Here is a 13,984-nt window from a genome sequence, read left to right on the forward strand (position 1 = left end):
GCGCGTTGCAAGCTTGCCGGCATCACGGCAGCGGGATCACCATGGGCGCACAGGTGGAGGATGCGGGATGATCGCGAACCCGGTGCGCGAGAAGCTGCGGCGCGGCGAGGCCAGTTTCGGCGTCATGGCCTTCGAATTCTTCACCCCCGGCCTGGCGCCCACCCTGGCCGCCGCCGGCGCCGAATTCATTCTGCTGGACATGGAGCATTCGGGGCTGGGGATCGAAGGTGTGAAGGCGCAATGCGCCTTCGCCCGCGCCGCCGGCATCGTGCCGATGGTCCGCATCCCGGCCGCGCAGGCCTCGCTGGTGCCGCCGGTGCTGGATGCCGGCGCGCTCGGCATCATGATGCCGCTGGTCGAAAGCGCGGCGCAGGCACGGGCGCTGGTCGCCGCCTGCCGCTACCGGCCGGAGGGGCATCGCGGCCTCGCCTTCTCCGTGGCGCATGATGCCTATGCCGGCGGTGATCCGGCGGCGAAGATGGCGGCGGCCAATGCGGCGGTGCTGACCATCGCGCTGGTCGAAAGCGAGGCCGGCGTGGCGGCGGCAGAGGAGATCGCGGCGGTACCGGGGCTGGACATGCTGTGGCTTGGCCATTTCGACCTGTCCGACAGCCTGGGCATCCCGGGCGGCTTTGCCGATCCGCGCTACCGGCGTGCCGCGGCGGATCTGCGTGCCGCGGCGCAGGCCGCGGGCAAGCCGCTGGGCTGGGTGGCGGGCGATGGCGCGGAGGCTGCGGCGGCACTGCGCGCCGGCTTCCGTTGCCTGTGCATCGGCCATGAGGTGGTGGTGCTGCGCAACGCGCTCTCCGCCGCCTTCGCCACCGCCCGCGCGGCTGCCCCGGGGGAGGAAAGCCCGGGAGTCGGCGGGCTGCCCTGACGCCGGCCAGACCCCTCAGCGGATCGAGAAGCCGATCGGCGCTAGCACCACCGCCTGTGCATCCGGAAAATCGTCAGGCAGGCGGGGCAGGGGGGAGACGCGGCGGATCAGCGCCATCGCCTCATGGTCCAGCAGGACGGAGCCGGTGCCGCGCACCAGCTGGCTCGCCTGCACCGTGCCGTCCCGGGCGATGACGAAGCGCACCGTCGCCGTGCCCTCGAAGCCCTGGGCGCGGGCAGCGGGCGGGTAGCGCAGGTTGCGTTGCAGGATGCGGACCAGGGCGGCGGTGTAGGCCGCGGGCAATTGCCGTGCGCCGGCACCCTCACCGGCGCCCTGACCGGGGCTCGCCGCCACCGCGCCCTGGCCACCGCCCGCCGGGCCAGAGGAGGTTGTGGGGCCTGCCGGGCCTGAATCCATCGCGCTGGCGGGGCCGGGATTGCCGGCGAGCGCGCTGCGGGGCGCCTCCGCGCGCGCGGTGGGGCGCGGCGTGGGCGCGGCGCGACGTGGTGCGGGTTCCGCCTGCTGGCGCACGGGTTCGGGTTGCGCCTGCTGGCGCACGGGCTCCGGCGGTGCCTGGGGGGGCGGGGGCGGCAGGGGTTCCTGTGCCTCGGCCACAAGTGTCTCCGGCGGTTCTGCGGCCTCGAGGGGCAGCGGCGGTGGGGGCGTGGCCGCAAGCGGCTCGCGGACCTGGGCCGGTGCGGGCGGTGGCGGTGGTGCCAGGTCCGGGGCCGTGGCGACCAGCGCCTCCGGCGGCGGTGGCTCGGCGGTGAGCGGCTCCGGCAGGGTCTGCGCGGTCTGCGGTGGGGCAGGCTGGATGGTCGGCGGTGGCAGGGCCTGCGCGATTTGCGGCGGTGGTGGTGGCGCGGCCTCCGGGGGTGGCGGCTGTGCCAGCAGGGGCGGGGATGGCTCCGCTGTCTGCGGCACGGGTGGGCGTGGCAACTCCGCAGGCGAGGCTACGGCCGCATCCAGGCTCTCCGCCGGCGCGGCGTTCAGCAGATCCTCCGGCTGCGCCGCCGCGATGCCGCCGGCCGCACCTCCACCCAGCGCGCTCGACAGGCCAACCTGCAGTCCGCCGCCACCGCCGGCCAGCAGCGGCTGATGGGCGGGCCGCAGCAGCACGGCGGCCAGGCCCAGATGCAGCGCCAACGCCACGCCCCAGGCGGCGGGATGCAGGCCGCGCCCATCCCGCGGCGAATCAGCCGAGGCGAAGGACATCAGGCCGGAACCAGGCAGTGGCGGACGGAAGCGCTGCGACAGATCCATGGCGGTTCAGGGCGCCGCCTCGCCGATCAGGGAGGCACGGCCGAAGCCCGAGGCGGCCAGCGCGGCCAGCACGCGCATCACCTCGCCATAAGGCTGGTTGCGATCGGCGCGCAGGAACACCGGGCGGTCCGGTGCCGCGGCGGCCATCGGGGCGAGGGTGGCGACCAGGGTGGACGGTTCCGTCTCCGCGTCCTCGATGAAGACGCGGCCCTGGCGGTCCAGCGTCAGCACCAGCGGCTCCGTCACCTGCGGCACCGGGGCGTTGGTGGCGCGCGGCAGGTCCACCGGCACGCCGGCCATCATCATCGGCGCCGCCACCATGAAGACGATCAGCAGCACCAGCATCACATCGACGAAGGGCGTGACGTTGATCTCGGAGAGCATGCCCTCCTCATCCCTGCCGCTGTCATCCAGGTTGTGGAAGGCCATCACTCGGCCGCCATGCGGGCGCGGCTGGACCCGGCGAGGCCGAGCCGCCGCGCCAGGCGTTCCGCCGCCCCGCTGGCGGCGCCGCGCGCCTCGCCCAGCATGGCGGACAGCCGGTTGTAGGCCAGCGCCGCGGGAATTGCCGCGACCAGGCCGAGCGCGGTGGCGAACAGCGCCTCGGCAATGCCCGGCGCCACAGCGGACAGGCTGGTATTGCCGCTGCGGGCGATGGCGGTGAAGGCGTTCATGATCCCCCAGACCGTGCCGAACAGCCCGATGAAGGGCGCGGTGGAGGCGATGCTGGCCAGCACCGGCAGGCCGTGCCGGGCGCGTGCCGTGCGTTCCACCACGGCCAGCCGGGCAGCGCTGGCGATGTGGTGGCGGCGTTCCGCGGCGGGCTCGCCCACCACCTCCCGCGCGGCATGTTCGGCGGCGACCAGTACCTCGGCCCAGGCATTGTCGTGCGCGGGCGGGGATCCATCCTCGGCGAAGCGGCGCAGCGCGCGGGCATCGCGGGCCAGGCGGCGGAAGCGCAGCGCGCGGTCCAGCGCCAGGGCCCAGACCCAGATCGAGGCCAGCACCAGCATCACCATCACCGTCCGCACCACCCAATCGGCGGCGAGGAAAAGGCCGAGCGGCGACAGGTCGTGCGCGGCACCGATTGCGGCGGTCTCCATGTCCAGCTCTCCTACAGCCCGAAGCGGATGCCGGCGCGGCTGGTGGGGCGCAGCCGATCGGCGCAATCCGCCACCTCCGTCCCGCCGATGCGGCAGGCCAGCACGTCATTCACCAGCAGCCGGCTGATGCGGTCGCAGGGCAGGCCGGCCAGGTCGAACAGGCGAACCGCGGTGCGGCCTGCGCCGATCGGGGCGAGTTCCACCGCGGCGCGGCGGGCGATCTGCCCGTCGGCGCCGAACACCACCAGGTCCAACCGCAGCGCGTTGATGGCGGCGGAATCCGGGGCGTCATTGGCCAGCATCATCCAGATCCGGCAGCCCTCGGCGGGCGCCGTCACCGGCTCCAGCCGGTTCAGCTCCAGCGGCAAGGCGGGCTGCGCCTGGGCCGGGGCGGCCAGCAAGGGAGCCAGCGCCAGGCTTGCCAGGATCAGGCATTTCCACAGCAGCGGGAACGGCGACGCGATGGGCGGCGCGGGGGCCATGCTTCGTATCCTTCATCCGCCCGGTGCATCGCACATCTGAGAATGACTCGCAATCACACTTCCCTGCACGCCGTCCCGGCGCCATGCTCGGCGCGACAGGGTGAGGGAGGCCGGGCGCATGCCGGATGGATTTGACGACGGCCGGGCGACGCCCGAGCGGCTTCTGGTAGCGGCGCTGCGCGCCGGGATGGCGCCAGGGGGTAGCCAACGCGATTGCCTGGGGATTCTGGCGCAGGCCGGCATCCGCCCGGCCGGCGTGCTGGGCTTCGGGCTGCTGCTTTCCGTCCTGGCGCGCGGCGCGCGGCGGAAGCTGGAGGTGGCGCCTGGTGCGGGCGCCGCGCTGAGTGGCGATGAGGCGATGCTGCTGGAACTGGTGGCGGCGCTGCAGCGGGGCGATGCGCTATCCGCCATCGGGGGCCTGTCCGAATGGCTGGAGCCGGACAATCTGGCCGCGGCGCTGCGCGGCGCGCAGATCCTCGCCCGGCAGATGGCGGCGGCAGGGCTGGCCGTGCGCGACTCAGCCGGCCCATCGTCCACCCGTCTGGCCGCGCCCCGCCGATCCCGCTAGAACCGCCGGCCGGGTAACAACCGGCCGGGTCTGTGGCAAAGCGCCGCAGGGCCGAGGAACGCAAGCCAGGACGTTGAAGCCATGCCGCAGTATCGCAGCCGCACCACCACCCATGGCCGCAACATGGCCGGCGCGAGGGGGCTGTGGCGCGCCACCGGCATGAAGGATGGCGATTTCGGCAAGCCGATCATCGCCGTGGTCAACAGCTTCACCCAGTTCGTCCCCGGCCACGTCCATCTCAAGGACCTCGGCCAGATGGTGGCGCGGGAGATTGAGGCGGCGGGTGGCGTCGCCAAGGAATTCAACACCATCGCGGTGGATGACGGCATCGCGATGGGGCATGACGGCATGCTCTACAGCCTGCCGTCGCGCGACCTGATCGCCGACAGCGTGGAGTACATGGTCAACGCGCATTGCGCCGATGCGATGGTCTGCATCTCGAACTGCGACAAGATCACGCCCGGCATGCTGATGGCGTCGATGCGCCTGAACGTGCCGACCATCTTCGTCTCCGGTGGGCCGATGGAGGCCGGCAAGGTGGTGCATCGCGGCCAGAAGCGCAGCGTCGACCTGATCGATGCCATGATCGCCGCCGCCGACCCCACCGTGACGGATGAGGAAGTCGCCGTCATCGAGCGTTCCGCCTGCCCGACCTGCGGGTCCTGTTCCGGCATGTTCACCGCCAATTCGATGAACTGCCTGACGGAAGCGCTGGGCCTGGCGCTGCCCGGCAACGGCACCGTCGTCGCCACCCACGCCGACCGCAAGCGGCTGTTCCTGGAAGCCGGGCGCCGCATCGTCGAGATCACGCGCCGGCACTACGAGACCGATGATTTCTCCGTCCTGCCGCGCAACATCGCGACGCGTACCGCCTTCGAGAATGCGATGACGCTGGACATCGCCATGGGCGGTTCCACCAACACGGTGCTGCATCTGCTGGCCGCGGCGCATGAGGGTGGCGTGGACTTCACCATGACGGACATCGACCGCCTGTCCCGCCGCGTGCCGGTGCTGTGCAAGGTCGCCCCCTCCGTCGCCAATGTGCATGTGGAAGACGTGCACCGCGCCGGCGGCATCTTCGGCATTCTGGGCGAGCTCGATCGTGCCGGGCTGATCGATACCTCCGTCAGCCGCGTGGATGCACCGACGCTGGCCGAGGCGTTGCAGCAATGGGATGTGACGCAGACCGCTGATGCCGGTGTGCTGGATTTCTTCAAGGCCGCGCCGGGTGGCGTGCCGACGCAGGTGGCGTTCAGCCAGGCGGAGCGCTGGGACAGCCTGGACACGGATCGCGCCACGGGCGTGATCCGGTCGAAGGATTCGGCGTTCTCCGCCGATGGTGGCCTCGCCGTGCTGGCGGGCAATATCGCGGTGGATGGCTGCATCGTGAAGACCGCCGGCGTCGATGCCTCGATCCTGACCTTCACCGGCCCGGCCAAGGTGTTCGAGAGTCAGGACGCCGCTGTGGACGAAATCCTCGGCGGCAAGGTCGTGGCGGGCGATGTGGTGGTGGTGCGGTATGAGGGGCCGCGCGGGGGCCCTGGCATGCAGGAAATGCTGTACCCGACCAGCTACCTGAAATCGAAGGGCCTCGGGAAGGTCTGCGCCCTGGTGACGGATGGCCGCTTCTCCGGCGGATCCTCCGGCCTGTCCATCGGCCATCTGTCACCGGAAGCCGCGGAGGGCGGGCCGATCGGGCTGGTCGAGGATGGCGACATCATCGAGATCGACATCCCGAACCGCCGCATCGAACTGAAGGTGGAGGAGGCGGAGATGGCGCGCCGCCGGGCCGCGATGGAAGCCAAGGGTGATGCCGCATGGCAGCCTGCCAGCCCGCGAAAGCGCCAGGTCTCGACGGCGCTGCAGGCCTATGCGGCGATGGCGACGAGTGCCGCGCGGGGCGCGGTGCGGGATCTGGCGTCGCTGAAGCGGCGATAGGAGAAGCCGCAAGGGAAGCGGGTCCGGCGGCGGCGGTGCCGTCGCCGGAAAGCGGGTGTCAGCCGAGCACGCCCTGGCGCATCTGGCTTTCGCGGATGATGCGCTCATGCCCGTCGCGGCTGTTCTTCACGCGGTATTCGCGGTCCTGCGCATCATTCGGCAATTGCCGCACGATGGTATAGGCGCCCGACGGCGCGGAGCCGTCATAGCGGCCCGGCATGAATTCGATGCGCTGGCCCACGGTGTAGCGGTGATGCGGAGGCATGTGGCGATCCTCACGGGTCGGGGCAGCCCCTGGCATTGCGCCGGAGGGGCAGGACGACCAGGCCGCCCGCGCGCCGTGAAGTCCTTGGTTCAGCCGATCAGGTCCATCACGATGCGGCGGATTTCGTCGCGCGTGAGGCTGGAAATGGCGGGCTCGCTGCCGGCCTGGAGTTTCGGCTGGGCCGGAAGGATGGACCCGTTCGCGTAGAACTGGGTCGGGTAGCGTTCGTCGTAGGTGTGCACGTGGTCCTTTGGGCAGTCCCCGGCGGCGGTGCCACCGTGCTGCGGATGCTTTGGTCTATTGCCGGGCGCGCCAGGGACGCGACAGGGCGGTATGCCGCACAGGTTGTGGCGGCGGTGGGATGACGGAAGAACGGGCGCCGAAGCCCCCGTTCATCCATCCGGTAATCCGTCGGGGCGGCCCTGGGCCACCCCGTTCGGTTCAGGCCTGCTTCAGGTTGCCGGCAGAGGTCTTGCCCTGCTGGCCATGCTGCAGCTCATACTCCAGCTTGTCGCCCTCGCGCGGCTCCTGCAGGCCGGAACGCTGCACATCGGAGATGTGCAGGAACACGTCCTTGGAGCCGTCTTCCGGCTGGATGAAGCCATAGCCCTTGGTTGCGTTGAACCACTTGACGGTGCCGATCGGCATGGAAGGTATCCGCTTCGTAACAAAAGACCGACCCACGACATTGCAGGGCGGATCAGACTTGGGGGCGAAACGGACACTAGGCTCGGCGCTCGATCGAGCAGGGAGAGCAGGCCGAACCGCGCAAGGCTGACCCAACCCATATGCGCCCTGCATGAGCAAGCTGCAACCTAAATCGGGACTTGCGGCCGCCCTTCATGCTTTCGAAACATTCGGTAGGTGGTAAGGTCCGCCCGGTCGCGAGGCGCGGCCAAGGGGGAGCGCCAGGTTGCATGACCGGGGATGACGCCGCACCGTGCCTCAATCTGCCGCCCGGGCCGCGCTTCGCGGCGGTGGGGGCGGAATTCGTGCGCGGGGCCGCCGCGATCCTCGGCGCGGAGCCGCATCGCGGCGACCGCCTGGCGCTGATTGCGGAGGAGGTGCTGGCGGCCAGCCCGCCCGGCTCCGGCCCGGTCAGCCTGGCGCTGCGCGACCGGCGCCACGCCATGCGGCTGGAACTTGGCTTCACCACCGCGGATCTGGACCTCGCCGGGCTGGACCAGGCGCGGCGTCGGGATGTGGAGGATCTGGCGGAGGTCGGGCTGTACCTGGCGGCCCGGCTGGCAGACCAGCTCACCACGCATCCGGCCGGGGCGGGCGGGCTGCGGTTGGATTTCGATGTCGCGCGCAGCTATCCGCCGCGACGGGCGCAGCCGCCACCCCCGGGCCTCGGCCCAGTGCAGGGCGTGCCGGTGGAGCCGGATGATGCGACGCTGGCGCTGCTGGTGGAATGGGCGGAGGCCAGCGGCGCCGGCGGCACCGCCTTCCGCACCCCCGCGCGCGTGCTGGACCAGCGCGCGGCCGGGGAGCTTGCGGCGCTGGTGGCGCTGGATGCGCGGCGCCGGCCGCTGGGCGGGCTGTTCTGGCAATCCTTCGGCCGCCGCCTGATGGCGCTGTCCGGCCCCGCCCTGTTGCTGCCGGGTGGCGCGGGCCGCGCCGCACTCGCCACCGCCCTGCTGCACGCCGCACTGGCCCGGCTGGCGCGCGGCAGCATCCAGGGGCTGGTGGTGCTGGAGGCGGCACCGGACATGCCGGCGGAGGCCTTCGAGGTGGTGGGCCACCTGCCGGATGCCGCCGGCGGCCGCCACCCCGTGCTGTTCCGCGCGCTGGAGGAAGACCCGGGCGGCATCGCCTGGGTGCCGGATATGCTGCGCGGCTGGGTGGCGGGAACGGTGCGCCGCCTCGGCCTCGGCCGGGATATCGAGGCGCCGCCGCCACCCGCCCGCGCCACCGGCGCCGCCATGGCGGCGGAGACGGACCGCGCCGCCAGCCGCGTCACGCTGCGGCCGCTGCTGGCGGCGGCAGATGCGGCGGCGGTGGCGCTGGGCAATGTGGCGCTGTTCCGCGCCCAGGGATTCGGCCAGTTCCGCGCGGTGCTGGATCTCGGCCAGCCCAGCCACGCCGCCTTCGCCGAGGGTCTGGTGCAGGCCGGGCTGGCGCCTGCGGCGCTGATTCCGGATGCGGCCGGGGACTTGCTGCTGCTGGCCACCCCGGGATGAGCGGCTTCGCGCTGGAGCGGCTGGTCCCGGCGCATGTCCAGGCCTTCGAGGCCTATGTGCCCTCGCCCCCCGATGATGTGCTGCGGCGGCGCTTCGGCGTGGCGCATCTGCACCGGCTGAACAACAACGAGAATCCGCTGGGCCCGCCCGCGGCCTCCCGCGCCGTGCTGGCGCGCTGGGACGAGCGGGAGGCGGCGCTGTATCCGCAGGGCGATGGCTGGCACCTGCGCCGCGCCATCGCCGGTCGCTTCGGGCTGGATGCGGAGCAGGTGATCCTCGGCAATGGCGCGAATGAGGTGATCGCTTTCGTCATCAAGGCATTCTGCGAGGCCGGGGACAACATCGTCACCGCCGACCGCACCTTCGCCGTCTATGAATGGCTGGCCAGTTTCTCCGGCATCGAACCGCGGCTCGTGCCGCTGCGCGACCACGGCTTCGACGATGCGGCGCTGCTGCGTGCGATCGATGCGCGCAGCCGCGTGGTGTTCCTGTGCAACCCGAACAACCCGACCGGAAGCTGGTGGGACCACGCGAAGCTGGCGCGCTTCCTGGACGCGGTGGCGGGCCGCGCCATTGTGGTGGTGGACGAGGCCTATGCCGAATTCGCCGAGGCGCCGGACTTCCCCGACAGTTTCGCGCTGATGGCGCGGCATCCGAACCTCATCGTGTTCCGCACCTTCTCCAAGATGTGGGGGCTGGCCGGGCTGCGGATCGGCTGGATGGCGGCGGCGCCGGCGGTGGCGGCCACGGTGCGGAAGACCACCATCAGCTACAGCGTGAACCGGCTGGCGCTGGAGGCGGCACGCGAGGCGGTGTGGGACGAGGCGCATATCGCGGCCAGCCGCGCACAGGTGCGGGCGGCGCGCGCCGGGCTCGGGGCGCTGGCCGAAAGGCTGGGGCTGACCATGCTGGGCGGCATCGGCAATTTCGCCATGCTGCGGCTGCCCATGCCGGATACGGTGGTGCATCGGCGGCTGATGGCACGCGGCGTGATGGCGCGCGCGATGACCAGTTTTCGCTATCCCGGCTGGCTGCGCGTGTCCTTCGGCAGCGCCCCTGCCATGGCCGCCTTCGGCCAGGCGCTGGAGGCGGTGCTGGCGGAGCGGTAACCTATTTCGGCAGGCGCAGCAGCGCTGGCGCGGCTGGCGCCAGGCACAGGGCCGCCAGCAGGAAGGCGCCGGCATAGCCCGCAACGCCCACCACCAGCCCACCCAGCAGCGGGCCGAGCAGGTAGCCCAGTTGCAAGGTCAGCATCATCAGGTTGAGGTTGGCGCCGCGCCGCTCGGGCGGGGAATGTCGGTGCATCAGCGCATTCAGCAGCGGCAGCGCCGCGCCGAAGCCGAGGCCGGTCAGCAACGCCACCAGCATCAGTGCCCAGGCGGGCAGGGGCAATGCCAGTAGCCCGAGCGCCAGCCCCACCGCGCCAAGCCCGATGGCCGCCAGGCGCCGCTGGTCCAGCCGATCGAAGGCACTGCCGGCCAGCAGGCGCAGCGCCATGATGGTGGCGGTCTGGACGCCGAAGAACAGGCCGATCAGCGCGCCGCCCTCCCACTCCAGCGCGCGCGGCTTCAACAGGTTGAACAGCAGGGCATGGGCCAGGAAGGCCAGGCTGTTCACCGCCAGCAGCAGCAGCACCGGCCGGCTGGCGCGCCCGCCCGCCGCCGCGGCCGGTGGCGGGGCGTGGGCCAGCGGGCGGCGCGCGATCCACAGCGCCAGCAGCAACGCGGGCGCCTGCAACAGCGCGAGTGCCGCATATTGCCGTCCCGCATCGCCGCCGAAGGCCGGCAGCGTGGCTTCCATCAGCGGCGGCAACAGCGCGAAGGGCAGCAGATCCGCCACGCCGAACAGCGCATAGGCGCGCCCCGCCTGCGCCGCGGGCACCATGGCGACGAAACCCGCGACGATGCCCACCAGCGTCAGCACGAAGCCCAGCCCATGCAGGCACCGCAGCGCCAGCAATTGCGGAAAGCCCTCGGCCAACGGGTACAGCGGCAGCGCCAGCAGGGTGACGCCGAAGCCGGCCACGATGCAGCGCCCGGCGGTGGCCGGGGTGATGCGGGCGGAAAGCGGCGGAATCAGCAGCAGCGCCACCAGCGTGAAACCGGCGATCGCCAGCCCCGCCTGGGCCGGGCCGAGGCCACGGCCGCGCAGCCAGGGCTCCAGGCCGTAGAAGGCGGCCAGGTTGGCGAAGCCCAGCAGGGTCAGCACCAGCATGCCGGCGAAGCCCGCGCTCCAAAGCGGCGGCACCGCGCCGCCCGCCAGGCTCCGTTCGTTTCCCATTGCGACGCCGTATCATGAACGGCCGCGCAATGGGACCGGCCGCTTCAGTCGAAGCCGCGATACCGGAAATCGGGCGAGACAGCCTGCGCCACCGCGGCCGCCAGCAGGCCGTGCTGGGGGGACAGCGCGCAGGCCGGGTCGGTCGCGGCGGCATCGCCCGTCAGGGCAAAAGCCTGGCAGCGGCAGCCGCCCCAGTCCTTTTCCTTCCGGTCGCAGCCACGGCAGGGCTCCGGCATCCAGGCCGTGCCGCGGAAGCGGTTGAAGGCGTCGCTATCCTCCCACGCCGCGCGCAGGGATGTGTCGCGCACATTGGGGAAGTCGAGGCCGGTGATGGATTCCGCCGCATGGCAGGGCAGCACGCGCCCGGCGGGGGAGACGCCGAGGAAGCGGTTGCCCCAGCCGCCCATGCAGGATTTCGGCCGCGCCGCGTGGTAGTCCGGCACCACATAATCGATCAGCAGCCGGTCCTGATGCGCTTCCCGCGCCGCATCCACGATGCGGGTCGCGGCATCGAGCTGTTCGCGCGTCGGCAGCAGCGCGTCGCGGTTCATCAGCGCCCAGCCGTAATACTGCACATGCGCCACTTCCAGCCGCCCGGCGCCCCAGTGCAACGCCGTCTCGATCAGCAGCGGCAGGTTGTGCAGGTTCTGCCGGTGCACCACGGCGTTCAGCGTCAGCGGCAACCCGGCTTCCGTCACCAGCCGCGCAGCCATTTCCTTGCGGGCCGGTGCGCCCTTCATGCCGCCGATGCGCTCCGCCCCCGCAGGGTCCGCGTCCTGCACGGAAAGCTGCACGTGATCCAGCCCGGCATCGACCAGGCGCGCCATCAGCGCCGCATCCAGCAGCACGCCGGCGGTGATCAGGTTGGTGTAGAGGCCGGCGTGATGCGCCGCCTGCGTGATCTCCACGATGTCGCGCCGCACCGTGGGCTCGCCGCCCGAGAGATGCACCTGCAGGCAGCCGAGGGCGGCGGCCTCGCGGAACACACGGGCCCATTCCTGCGTCGTCAGCTCACCGCTCGCGCGCGTCAGCTCGACCGGGTTGGAGCAATAGGGGCAGCGCAGCGGGCAACGATGCGTCAGCTCCGCCAGCAGGGCGAGGGGCGCATTCACGGCGTGATCGCGCCGCGCGCCACCAGGTCATCGACCATGGCGCGCACATCGGTGGCGATGACCTCGCGCGGCGCATCGAATTTCGCGGCCAGTGCATCGATGATGTCCTCGAGGTCGCGCGCGCCATCGACCAGGCGCAGCACTTCCAGTGCCGTCTCATCCGGCACGAACATGCGCTCCGGCGCCATCACCACCCAGCGCTCGCGCGCCTGGTCGTGGTGCAGCCGCACGCCGCGCGGAAAGCGGGGGATCATGGGCGGCCCGATGGGCGGAAGGCGCCCGGCGGCGGCAGGCCGGGCGCGACATAGGCGAAGTGCAGCGCATCGAGTTGCGCCCACAGCAGGTCGCATTTGAAGCACAGCGCGGCCAGCACCTGATCCTGCTTTTCCGCTGTATCCGCGTGCCGCTTCACATAATCCATCGCGAAAGCGACATCCTGCGGCGCCTGGGTCAACCGCGGCGTGAAATAGGCGAGCGTCTCCGCCGTGACGAAATCGTAGTTCCGCAACATGCCGGAAACGCGCTGGGAGATGATGTCGGGCGAGAACATCTCGGTCAGGGAGGATGCAATGGCCTCCAGCAGCGACTTCTCGCGGACGAAGCGCACATAGGCATCCACCGCGAAACGCGTCGCCGGCAACAGCCCCTGGAGGGAAACGACATAGGCGCGGTCCAGTCCGAGACCATCAGTCAGCGCCAGCCAGCGCTCCACGCCGCCGGGATGCGTGCCATCGCCATCATGGTCCACCAGGCGCCGGCGCCATTCACGGCGGAGATCGGGTGTCGGCAGGCGTGCCAGCAGGGAGGCATCCTTGGCCGGGATGCTGGCCTGGTAGTAGTAGCGGTTCAACGCCCAGGCCTGGATCTGCCCGCGATCCAGCTTGCCGCCATGCAGCAGGTGATGGAACGGGTGCAGCACGTGGTAGCGCTCCGCCCCGATGGCGCGCAGGGCATCTTCCAGGGCTTCAGGCGAAAGCAGGCTCACAGGCGGATCTCCATCCCATCCTCGCCCACTTCCCAGCCCGCCGCGAGGAGGCGGGCGCGTTCGGGGCTGTCGGACAGCAGGGCGGGATTCGTGTTGTTGATGTGCACGAAGATGCGGCGGGCCACCGCGAGATCCGCGAAGGCGTCGAGCGTGGAGCCTGGCCCCATCATCGGCATATGGCCCATGCGCCGTGCGGTCTTTGGCCCGGCGCCCTGGCGGATCATCTCGTCATCGGTGAACAGCGTGCCGTCGAACAGCACGCAATCCGCACCGCGCAGCCGGGCCCGCAGCGCATCCGTCATCATGGCGCAGCCGGGGATATAGTGCAGCGTGCCGCCACCGGCTGACAGCGCGATCCCCACCGCCTCGCCACCCTCCGCGACACCGGGATCGCCTTCGCATTCGGCGAAAAGCGGCACCTTGCCCGGCACCGCATAGGCGGTGACGTTGATCCCCAGCACGCTGAAGGCCTGCTCCAGCGTGATGCCGCGGCGTTGCACGAATTCGGGGTTGAGCGCGCCGAAGATCGGGTTGGCGGCCAGCACCTCCAGCGTCGGCGCCGCGGCCAGCAATTCGAAGGCCTGGCGTTCACGCAGATGCAGCAGGCCGGCCACGGCATCCACCTCCGCCCCCGTCAGCAGCACCGCGCCAATGGGCGAGTTCCGCAGCGGATGCCTGCGCGGATGCAGGGCCGGTGTCGCGGCGATCTGCTGGCGAAGGTCGGGGCTCGCATTCACGAGCAGCCAGTGCTCGCCATCGGCGGAGGCGGCGATGCTGGCCTGGCTGCGCGGCAGCGCGGCCGGGTCGCCGGCGCGCGCACGCAGGCAGCCAGGACCGGCGGAGTTCCATTGCGGAAACCCTCCGCCGGCACCGGCGCCCAGTAGGATGACCCGGAGCATGCCTTGGGAAGCCGACCCCGGGCAGCCGG

17 protein-coding genes are annotated in these 13,984 nt (G+C 71.5%); 5 read left to right on the top strand and 12 right to left on the bottom strand.

Annotated features, from left to right (window positions below; genetic code table 11):
* Positions 1 to 67: 67 nt before the first annotated feature.
* A complete protein-coding gene (locus Q8S40_RS20970) occupies positions 68 to 877 on the top strand; it encodes an aldolase/citrate lyase family protein (protein WP_305671958.1) in 810 nt (269 codons plus the stop codon).
* A 15-nt stretch (positions 878 to 892) separates the two neighbouring features.
* On the opposite strand, the gene Q8S40_RS20975 is transcribed toward Q8S40_RS20970, so the two are convergent.
* From Q8S40_RS20975 to Q8S40_RS20990, 4 genes are read right to left on the bottom strand one after another with little or no spacing between them, the layout of a single operon-like run.
* Positions 893 to 2,140: an energy transducer TonB gene (locus tag Q8S40_RS20975; RefSeq protein ID WP_305671959.1), complete on the bottom strand. Its 1,248-nt coding sequence runs from the start codon at positions 2,138 to 2,140 to the stop codon at positions 893 to 895.
* 6 nt (positions 2,141 to 2,146) lie between these two features.
* Complete coding sequence (locus Q8S40_RS20980; RefSeq protein WP_305671960.1) at positions 2,147 to 2,569, bottom strand: ExbD/TolR family protein; 423 nt, start codon at positions 2,567 to 2,569, stop codon at positions 2,147 to 2,149.
* Positions 2,569 to 3,243 carry a MotA/TolQ/ExbB proton channel family protein gene (locus tag Q8S40_RS20985; RefSeq protein ID WP_305671961.1) on the bottom strand — a complete coding sequence of 225 codons (675 nt, stop codon included), beginning with the start codon at positions 3,241 to 3,243 and terminating at the stop codon, positions 2,569 to 2,571. The genes Q8S40_RS20980 and Q8S40_RS20985 overlap by 1 nt, the downstream gene beginning before the upstream one ends.
* 11 nt (positions 3,244 to 3,254) lie before the next feature.
* Positions 3,255 to 3,725 (bottom strand): Tat pathway signal protein, encoded by a 471-nt coding sequence (locus Q8S40_RS20990; protein ID WP_305671962.1) that lies wholly within the window; start codon positions 3,723 to 3,725, stop codon positions 3,255 to 3,257.
* Between the two features lie 118 nt (positions 3,726 to 3,843).
* Here Q8S40_RS20990 and Q8S40_RS20995 point away from each other — a divergent pair, with 118 nt between their 5' ends.
* Both Q8S40_RS20995 and ilvD read left to right on the top strand, forming a co-directional pair.
* Complete coding sequence (locus Q8S40_RS20995) at positions 3,844 to 4,293, top strand: hypothetical protein (RefSeq protein ID WP_305671963.1); 450 nt, start codon at positions 3,844 to 3,846, stop codon at positions 4,291 to 4,293.
* Between the two features lie 81 nt (positions 4,294 to 4,374).
* A complete protein-coding gene (gene ilvD / locus Q8S40_RS21000) occupies positions 4,375 to 6,231 on the top strand; it encodes a dihydroxy-acid dehydratase (protein WP_305671964.1) in 1,857 nt (618 codons plus the stop codon).
* A 58-nt stretch (positions 6,232 to 6,289) separates the two neighbouring features.
* On the opposite strand, the gene Q8S40_RS21005 is transcribed toward ilvD, so the two are convergent.
* The 3 genes from Q8S40_RS21005 to Q8S40_RS21015 all read right to left on the bottom strand — a co-directional run bounded on the left by Q8S40_RS21005 (position 6,290) and on the right by Q8S40_RS21015 (position 7,144).
* Positions 6,290 to 6,496, bottom strand: coding sequence for a hypothetical protein (locus Q8S40_RS21005; RefSeq protein ID WP_304810812.1), 207 nt, complete (start codon positions 6,494 to 6,496; stop codon positions 6,290 to 6,292).
* A gap of 89 nt (positions 6,497 to 6,585) precedes the next feature.
* Positions 6,586 to 6,738, bottom strand: coding sequence for a hypothetical protein (locus tag Q8S40_RS21010; protein ID WP_304810810.1), 153 nt, complete (start codon positions 6,736 to 6,738; stop codon positions 6,586 to 6,588).
* Between the two features lie 199 nt (positions 6,739 to 6,937).
* The gene (locus Q8S40_RS21015) at positions 6,938 to 7,144 is read right to left on the bottom strand and encodes a cold-shock protein (RefSeq protein WP_304810808.1); all 207 of its coding nucleotides are present in this window, start codon (positions 7,142 to 7,144) and stop codon (positions 6,938 to 6,940) included.
* A gap of 269 nt (positions 7,145 to 7,413) precedes the next feature.
* On the opposite strand from Q8S40_RS21015, the gene Q8S40_RS21020 reads away from it, so the two are divergent.
* Positions 7,414 to 8,679: a hypothetical protein gene (locus tag Q8S40_RS21020; protein ID WP_305671965.1), complete on the top strand. Its 1,266-nt coding sequence runs from the start codon at positions 7,414 to 7,416 to the stop codon at positions 8,677 to 8,679.
* Positions 8,676 to 9,788: a histidinol-phosphate transaminase gene (hisC, locus tag Q8S40_RS21025; RefSeq protein ID WP_305671966.1), complete on the top strand. Its 1,113-nt coding sequence runs from the start codon at positions 8,676 to 8,678 to the stop codon at positions 9,786 to 9,788. The genes Q8S40_RS21020 and hisC overlap by 4 nt, the downstream gene beginning before the upstream one ends.
* Position 9,789: 1 nt before the next feature.
* On the opposite strand, the gene Q8S40_RS21030 is transcribed toward hisC, so the two are convergent.
* Genes Q8S40_RS21030 through pqqB form a run of 5 tightly spaced genes read right to left on the bottom strand, consistent with a single transcriptional unit; the run spans position 9,790 to position 13,955 of the window.
* On the bottom strand, positions 9,790 to 10,959 hold the full coding sequence (locus tag Q8S40_RS21030; RefSeq protein WP_305671967.1) for an MFS transporter: 1,170 nt from the start codon (positions 10,957 to 10,959) through the stop codon (positions 9,790 to 9,792).
* Positions 10,960 to 11,003: 44 nt separating this feature from the next.
* Positions 11,004 to 12,071 carry a pyrroloquinoline quinone biosynthesis protein PqqE gene (gene pqqE / locus Q8S40_RS21035; protein ID WP_305671968.1) on the bottom strand — a complete coding sequence of 356 codons (1,068 nt, stop codon included), beginning with the start codon at positions 12,069 to 12,071 and terminating at the stop codon, positions 11,004 to 11,006.
* Positions 12,068 to 12,325, bottom strand: coding sequence for a pyrroloquinoline quinone biosynthesis peptide chaperone PqqD (gene pqqD / locus Q8S40_RS21040; protein WP_305671969.1), 258 nt, complete (start codon positions 12,323 to 12,325; stop codon positions 12,068 to 12,070). Before pqqD ends, pqqE begins: the two co-directional genes overlap by 4 nt.
* Positions 12,322 to 13,056, bottom strand: a complete 735-nt coding sequence (gene pqqC, locus Q8S40_RS21045) for a pyrroloquinoline-quinone synthase PqqC (protein ID WP_305671970.1) — start codon at positions 13,054 to 13,056, stop codon at positions 12,322 to 12,324. Before pqqC ends, pqqD begins: the two co-directional genes overlap by 4 nt.
* Positions 13,053 to 13,955, bottom strand: coding sequence for a pyrroloquinoline quinone biosynthesis protein PqqB (pqqB, locus tag Q8S40_RS21050; RefSeq protein ID WP_305671971.1), 903 nt, complete (start codon positions 13,953 to 13,955; stop codon positions 13,053 to 13,055). The genes pqqC and pqqB overlap by 4 nt, the downstream gene beginning before the upstream one ends.
* Positions 13,956 to 13,984: the final 29 nt, after the last annotated feature.

Origin of the sequence: Falsiroseomonas sp. (assembly GCF_030695085.1) — a bacterium.
GTDB lineage: Bacteria > Pseudomonadota > Alphaproteobacteria > Acetobacterales > Acetobacteraceae > Falsiroseomonas.

What these genes read in the sequence shown, in the direction of transcription:
- Q8S40_RS20970 (WP_305671958.1), top strand. Translation starts at nt 68, where the DNA reads ATGATCGCGAACCCGGTGCGCGAGAAGCTGCGGCGCGGCGAGGCCAGT.
- Q8S40_RS20975 (WP_305671959.1), bottom strand. Translation starts at nt 2,140, where the DNA reads ATGGATCTGTCGCAGCGCTTCCGTCCGCCACTGCCTGGTTCCGGCCTG.
- Q8S40_RS20980 (WP_305671960.1), bottom strand. Translation starts at nt 2,569, where the DNA reads ATGGCCTTCCACAACCTGGATGACAGCGGCAGGGATGAGGAGGGCATG.
- Q8S40_RS20985 (WP_305671961.1), bottom strand. Translation starts at nt 3,243, where the DNA reads ATGGAGACCGCCGCAATCGGTGCCGCGCACGACCTGTCGCCGCTCGGC.
- Q8S40_RS20990 (WP_305671962.1), bottom strand. Translation starts at nt 3,725, where the DNA reads ATGGCCCCCGCGCCGCCCATCGCGTCGCCGTTCCCGCTGCTGTGGAAA.
- Q8S40_RS20995 (WP_305671963.1), top strand. Translation starts at nt 3,844, where the DNA reads ATGCCGGATGGATTTGACGACGGCCGGGCGACGCCCGAGCGGCTTCTG.
- ilvD (WP_305671964.1), top strand. Translation starts at nt 4,375, where the DNA reads ATGCCGCAGTATCGCAGCCGCACCACCACCCATGGCCGCAACATGGCC.
- Q8S40_RS21005 (WP_304810812.1), bottom strand. Translation starts at nt 6,496, where the DNA reads ATGCCTCCGCATCACCGCTACACCGTGGGCCAGCGCATCGAATTCATG.
- Q8S40_RS21015 (WP_304810808.1), bottom strand. Translation starts at nt 7,144, where the DNA reads ATGCCGATCGGCACCGTCAAGTGGTTCAACGCAACCAAGGGCTATGGC.
- Q8S40_RS21020 (WP_305671965.1), top strand. Translation starts at nt 7,414, where the DNA reads ATGACCGGGGATGACGCCGCACCGTGCCTCAATCTGCCGCCCGGGCCG.
- hisC (WP_305671966.1), top strand. Translation starts at nt 8,676, where the DNA reads ATGAGCGGCTTCGCGCTGGAGCGGCTGGTCCCGGCGCATGTCCAGGCC.
- Q8S40_RS21030 (WP_305671967.1), bottom strand. Translation starts at nt 10,959, where the DNA reads ATGGGAAACGAACGGAGCCTGGCGGGCGGCGCGGTGCCGCCGCTTTGG.
- pqqD (WP_305671969.1), bottom strand. Translation starts at nt 12,325, where the DNA reads ATGATCCCCCGCTTTCCGCGCGGCGTGCGGCTGCACCACGACCAGGCG.
- pqqB (WP_305671971.1), bottom strand. Translation starts at nt 13,955, where the DNA reads ATGCTCCGGGTCATCCTACTGGGCGCCGGTGCCGGCGGAGGGTTTCCG.